Source organism: Rummeliibacillus sp. POC4, assembly GCF_003576525.1.
Taxonomy (GTDB): Bacteria; Bacillota; Bacilli; order Bacillales_A; family Planococcaceae; genus Rummeliibacillus.
This window is the reverse complement of the sequence record NZ_QWUA01000110.1, coordinates 1-6,450: the sequence shown is the minus strand read 5'-3', so window position 1 is coordinate 6,450 and position 6,450 is coordinate 1. Positions and strand designations below refer to the sequence as shown.

Annotated in this window: 5 protein-coding genes and 1 pseudogene; 1 reads left to right on the top strand and 5 read right to left on the bottom strand. The window is 34.8% G+C overall.

Annotated features, from left to right (window positions below):
- Window positions 1-210: pseudogene (locus tag D1606_RS18890) on the top strand (hypothetical protein); the annotation flags it as partial.
- Window positions 211-301: 91 nt separating this feature from the next.
- On the opposite strand, the gene D1606_RS17815 reads toward D1606_RS18890, so the two are convergent.
- The 5 genes from D1606_RS17815 to D1606_RS17790 all read right to left on the bottom strand — a co-directional run.
- Window positions 302-481: a hypothetical protein gene (locus tag D1606_RS17815; protein ID WP_119417363.1), complete on the bottom strand. Its 180-nt coding sequence runs from the start codon at window positions 479-481 to the stop codon at window positions 302-304.
- A gap of 27 nt (window positions 482-508) precedes the next feature.
- The gene (locus D1606_RS17810; protein WP_119417362.1) at window positions 509-868 is read right to left on the bottom strand and encodes a hypothetical protein; all 360 of its coding nucleotides are present in this window, start codon (window positions 866-868) and stop codon (window positions 509-511) included.
- Between the two features lie 22 nt (window positions 869-890).
- A complete protein-coding gene (locus D1606_RS17805) occupies window positions 891-2,078 on the bottom strand; it encodes an RHS repeat domain-containing protein (RefSeq protein WP_119417361.1) in 1,188 nt (395 codons plus the stop codon).
- Complete coding sequence (locus tag D1606_RS17800; RefSeq protein WP_119417360.1) at window positions 2,079-2,309, bottom strand: RHS repeat domain-containing protein; 231 nt, start codon at window positions 2,307-2,309, stop codon at window positions 2,079-2,081.
- 386 nt (window positions 2,310-2,695) lie between these two features.
- Window positions 2,696-6,450: RHS repeat domain-containing protein (locus D1606_RS17790; RefSeq protein ID WP_147414548.1), on the bottom strand; the 3,755-nt coding region annotated here is incomplete at its 5' end.

Genomic DNA, 6,450 nt, shown 5'->3' with positions numbered 1-6,450 from the left:
GATGAAAAAGAAGTAGAAAAAGTTCAACTACTTCCTCACCTTTGGGCAGTTTCTGTTCCTTCTAAAAAATTCAGTGTAACCATCGCATGTGAGTGCGTGGGCCATTTTCATGGTATAGAAGAATGGTGCGCGGTAGTTAAAGAACCAAACGGTGAAACGAGTAATTATTTATTATTTGAAAAAGAGATTAAGGACGCAATATTAAAATAATTAACAGAAAAAATTTATTGAATTTTGAGAGAACCCTGGTACTTGACTATAGACAGTCAAATACCAGGGTTCTCATATTACACACTATTGTTTATTCGATTTTAGTCGCAATTTCATTGGCATCATATACAAAGCTGCTCACTTGACCATTGACATCAGTTTGTGCGATGTTACCATTTTTCGTGTAGTCATATGCAATTTTAAATGGTTGCTGCGCTTTTGTTGTGTACGTCAGTGAACCGAGTAAATTTGCATCGTTCATTTGTGTCACTTGTTTCCATCTATTGACTTAGATCCATTATTTTTTTTGAAAGAAATTATTTAATTTTTGTATATAATTTCTTCTACTAAGTTTTTTTATAATTTTTTCTCTTTCTTCATCTGTAAGGTTTCTAATATTCCCTGCATCTGACATTGTTGAAAGATCACCATTAAAATCTATCTCTTTATCAATTTCATTCAAATCTATTTGTTCTAAGTCATCATCAACATCACTAAAAACAGCTACAATACGTAAATTTTTTTCATCTCCTAAAAAATTCAGCACGGCTGAATGTCCATCCTTAAATTTAACATCTTTTGCTAATCGATCTTTAACGATACTTAATATATCGTCACTGTTTAATTTAAAATATACATGTCGATTATTTAACGCCATAAAGAATCCTCCCTTCAACTTCCTAATATTGCGTCCCTTTATATTTAAACGCTTTTACTAACGCTTTTCGTATTTTAGTATCATATCTTAATTTACTAGGTATAGAAAATCCATTTTTCGAAACAAAATCATCTAAATGTGGCTGATATATATATTTAACATTGTTAACTACTACATGGATATTCTCTAATTGCGATCCACCTCTTTCTAAGTCTAAAGAAATATTTTTATAATTTTTCACTGAATAATTATTTAAGAATCTTTTATTGCTCATCGGCATTGCAAAATACTGTAAATTTAATTTAAGTGGTTTAAACGTTTTCTTTTTAGATTTAGACAGTGCTTTAGCAGCCTTTTTTGCTTTTTTTGCAGTTTTATATATTTTATATGCGGTTAACGAAATTACCACTATATAAAAGAGAACTTGAGCAAACTCCCCATTTGGATCCACATTCATCACTGGGTTACCATTCGCATAGCTATAACCATTCTGTGATAACGGTTCGTCATCATCACCTGGATGTGGGTCTAATGCTAGGAAGGCTCCGTTTGCTGGGTTATAGTAACGTGCTTGTAAATAGTAATTCTTCGTCTCATCATCATAGTAATAACCTGCATAACGAATTGGGTTCGCTTTCGCTAAATCCCCTTCGACAGTTAAAACATTTCCATAGGCATCATATGTGTATGCACCGACTTCTTGGTCGTCTTTATCACGAATACTTAATACATCCCCACGATAGTTCGTAATGAATTGCTGCTTGCTGGACGCAAGTTGGGCGAGCCGACAACAGGACGTTGTGTACTGGCTCGCCTTCCTTACGGTTTCAAATGTACCGGATTCATTTTGCTTCTTGATAATCATACCAAGTGGTGTATAGCCACTCCATTCATATGAACGATATTCGGTAATGACATCTTTTACTTTCACAACTTCCATCTCTAATACTTCGTCGTTATAGAAGTATTCATGTGTTTTATCGCCAACTGTTTTCGTTAAACGTAAGCCGTTTTCATCGTATGTGTACAATGCGATGGTTAGGTCGTCTAGCGTCGTTACCTTTGTTAAACGTTGTTGCTGATTGTACGTGTACTTATAGTTCTCATCTTGCAATAAGTTACCATCTGCATCATACGTATAAGCCGTTTCATTTTTCGTCGCAATTTGATTGGCATCATTATATGTGAAAGTCGCTTTCTCACCATTCACTTAGGATGCTGTACGATTCCCCACTGCGTCATAATCATACGTGTTGACCGTACCGTCTGATAAGGTTTCTTTTGTTAATTGATCATTGGCATCATATACAAAGCTGCTTACTTGACCATTTACATCGGCTTGTGCGATGTTCCCATTTTTCGTATAGTCATAGACAATTTTAAATGGTTGTTGCGCTTTTGTTGTGTACGTCAGTGAACCGAGTAAATTCGCATCGTTCATTTGCGTCACTTGTTTCCATAAATCATCGTTCAATGTAAGGGTCGTTTTATTGTTTGGTACATCGATATCACTTTGGTAATCATGTGAAACTTGATCGGCACTGATTTTAATATGGTCGACATCATTTCTTTTTAACTTAGTAGACTCAATCTAAAAAATTAAATATTCACAAAGTGATATATGAGCCATGCAATACTTACACCTATTAATATGCTCTTTATTGAAAGTGTATTCTTGAAAATCTCCGTATATAGTAAATAAAAAACTGATACTATTACTATGAAAATCGGAATAATATGATCTGTATTATAAGTTATATCACTTGCTAATAATAATATTAACATTCCGACAAAAAAATAAAATATTTGTTTAAAATTCATAAATGATTAGGCCTCTTTCTTTGCAACGTGTGCAGCATAACTTACATAATTTCTTCCCCATCTACTACAAAGCCCATTATTATAATTACTTTTTTTCCATCCATGATAAAATCCAGTGCCAAAAACATCTATAGCAACAGCCCAAGATAAACCAACCATTGTTGCAAGAATCTTTATTCCTTTTTTACGTAATGCTCTTTTGGCCTCATTAACTAATTTCTTTTTAAGCATTCGCGAATTTTTAATCATTTTTTTAGCCACTTCAGCTTTCTTCTGCTCTTTTGCATTCTTCCAATCTTTATATCCAACCAAAAAACCAATAAGTGTCGAAAGTGCTGTAATAGGTCCTTTAATAGTTCCTGCCATTTCAAATAACAAGAATGCCATTCCTGTTGCTAACGCATATAATATTCTTTTTGAATTATTTCCATCCGGATCCACATTCATCACTGGATTCCCATTCGCATAGCTATAACCATTCTGTGATAATGGCTCATCGTCATCACCTGGGTGTGGGTCTAGAGCTAGGAAGGCACCGTTTGCTGGGTTATAGTAACGAGCTTGTAAATAGTAGTTCTTTGTTTCATCGTCATAATAATACCCTGCATAACGAATTGGGTTCGCTTTCGCTAGGTCCCCTTCGACCGTTAATACATTTCCGTAGGCATCATATGTGTATGCACCGACTTCTTGATCTTCACTATCACGAATACTTAGTACATCGCCACGATGGTTCGTAATGAATTGATACGCTTTCGTTTCAAATGTACCCGATTTATTTTGCTTCTTGATAATCATACCAAGCGGTGTATAGCCATTCCATTCATATGAACGATATTCTGTAACAACATCCTTTACTTTCACAACTTCCATATCCAATACTTCACCACTATAGAAGTATTCATGTGTTGTGTCGCCAACTGTTTTCGTTAGACGTAAGCCATTTTCATCGTATGTGTACGATGCGATGATTTGGTCATCTAGCGTCGTTACTTTTGTTAAACGTTGTTGCTGATTGTACGTGTACTTATAGTGTTCATCTTGCAGTAAATTACCATCTTTGTCATACGTATAAGTTGTTTCATTTTTCGTCGCAATTTGGTTCGCATCATTATACGTGAAAGTTGCTTTCTCGCCATTCACTTTAGATGCTGTACGATTCCCAACTTCGTCATATTCATACGTATTCATTGTACCATCTGGCAGTGTTTCTTGTGTTAATTGATCATTGGCATCATAACCAAAGCTGCTTACTTGACCATTGACATCGGCTTGTGCGATGTTTCCATTTTTCGTATAATCATATGCAATTTTAAATGGTTGCTGCGCTTTTGTTGTGTACGTTAATGAACCAAGTAAATTTGCATCGTTCATTTGTGTCACTTGTTTCCATAAATCATTGTTCAATGTAATCGTCGTTTTATTGTTTGGTACATCGATATCACTTTGGTAATCATGTGAAACTTGATCGGCACTGATTTTAATATGGTCGACATCATCGCTATTTTCTTTATATGTTGTCGCTTCTTTTACTTCAAAGTCTTTTCCATAAGCGGTTGTCACTGCGTTGTTACGTTCTTTCTCATCGTAACCATAATTTTGCTTGAATAAGCCTAGTGTATAGTTCGCAAGTAAATTAGTTTCAGCTGTATAACCATACGTTTTGAGTGTTTTCGTATCACGTAAAATAGACGTTGTATTGCCACTTTCATCATACATATAATCAATGGCTTCATTGCCATTCTGTACCTGTGCTAATTGGCCATCACTATTATATGTGTACGTTGTTTTAACACCTGAAGGTAATTCAGACTGACTCATTTCACCATTTTTATCATACTCATATGAGAACTTCATATTCGGCATGGTGACGGTTGTTACTTGGTCGTTATCGTTATACGTGTATGTTTTTTGACGGTTTAATGCATCTGTTAATGTTGTTAAATTATTGTTATTATCATATTGATACGCTGTTTTATGTCCATTTCCATCTGTTACAGAAAGGATTGTTGAAGGGTACATCGGATCATACGTATACGATTTCGTGTGCCCATCTGCATCTGTTTCTTTCACCTTTTGTCCATAAATAGAATATACTACAGAAGTCGTATTCCCTTTTTTATCTGTCGAAGTTACTTGACGTTGCTCATCATCATAATCGACTTGTTCAAATGTCCCATTGGCATACGTTGTTTTTGTGACACGCCCATAGGTATCATAAACATAGGTTGTTTCTTCGTCTTTTACTTTTGAACGAATAAGTGAAGGTCCATCATATGTGTAAGTCGTTTCTTCACCATTCACATCTTTTGTCGATATTAATTGATTGCGATTATTATACGTATTGGTTACAGTTCCTTCTTTTGTGGTTGATGTCAAAAGATTTCCTTGCGGATCATACGTATTTTTTTCTGTTGAAGCATCTGGATTGATGGTTTCTAACAAGTTGTACTGTTCATCATACGTGTAGAATGACGTTGTTTTTTGATCCTTTTCATTTTTTGGAGTTGTTTCCTCATCAACTATATACGTGTCTCTTATTTCATCACGTTTGTAAATTGTTTGTGTATCTTCAGAATCTAAAGCTACATATATATATTGATGTTTCGTATCAATATCATCATCTGGTTTGGGTTGATTAAATAAATATGTGTTGGTTACGGATACTTTATCTTCTTCATCATTCGCTTGTTTATCAAAAATAATTAATTCATTTGTATTGTATTTAAACGTTGTTTCATTTTTTTGACCATCTACATACTTCGTTAGCTGTCCATTGGCATCATACATAAAGTTTTCAACTATTGTGCGTGTTGACTTATCACTACCGATGATTGTTTGTGTCAATTGATCATTTGTATAACTATATTTTGTCCAATGATCGCCATACTGAACTTGCCTAATATGATCATCTACATATGAAATTTTGATGTTCTCTTGATTACTTGTTCCTTTTGTTTCCGCTACTTCCGTGACTTGGCCTTTTTCATTTCTTTTAAAGCTAATTTCATTGCCATATTCGTCTGTATAAGAAGCAATTGCATACGTACCTGTTTTCGAACTTTCTTGGTAGGTTTGAACAAAACCATTTTTATCTGTCATGGTATATGTTGAACCGCTTTTTTCTAATTTTTCAAATAAACCTTTTGGTGAAGTGAACGTATCTCCTGATTTCTCAAATAGGTGGACCGTTCCATCTTCATCTGTATAATAAACATTCTTTTCACCAGCTTCTGTCAAGGTTTCATTCCCTACGAATGTCCATCCTTTTCCTAAAACAGAAGATGTAGTTGAGCGAGAATTATACGTACGAGTAAAGGCATATCCTAAATCACTTCGAGTATAAAGCGACTCATCTGTAAATTGTAAAACCATATTTCCAGCTGTTACGTTTACTGCTGCTGTTGCATTACCAAATGTACTTTCATCATATGTGAAATAATCTTCTAAACCGAGTAAATCCTCACGCATATTAGTTTGCACAGTTGCTTGTGGTTTGGTTGGCATTGGACTAATACCACGTTTTAAGCCATCCATTTCACTATTATCTGCTTCGGAAGCAGGTGCGTTTGAGCTATCGTAGAAGTAAGCTTGTACATAGACATCATATGTGTCGCCTAAATTGAATAGTGTACTTGGGGTATAACTAGTTGTTTCACCACTTTGTGCTTTGACAGAATAGGTTTTACTAATGCCCGATTGTTTTCCTTTAATCGTGACATCATAACGCGTTGCTAATTCATTATTTTTCCATTCAGTAG

Excerpts from the sequence above, each read along its gene's own strand:
- D1606_RS17810 (WP_119417362.1), bottom strand. The coding sequence starts at position 868 with ATGGCGTTAAATAATCGACATGTATATTTTAAATTAAACAGTGACGAT.
- D1606_RS17800 (WP_119417360.1), bottom strand. The coding sequence starts at position 2,309 with ATGAACGATGCGAATTTACTCGGTTCACTGACGTACACAACAAAAGCG.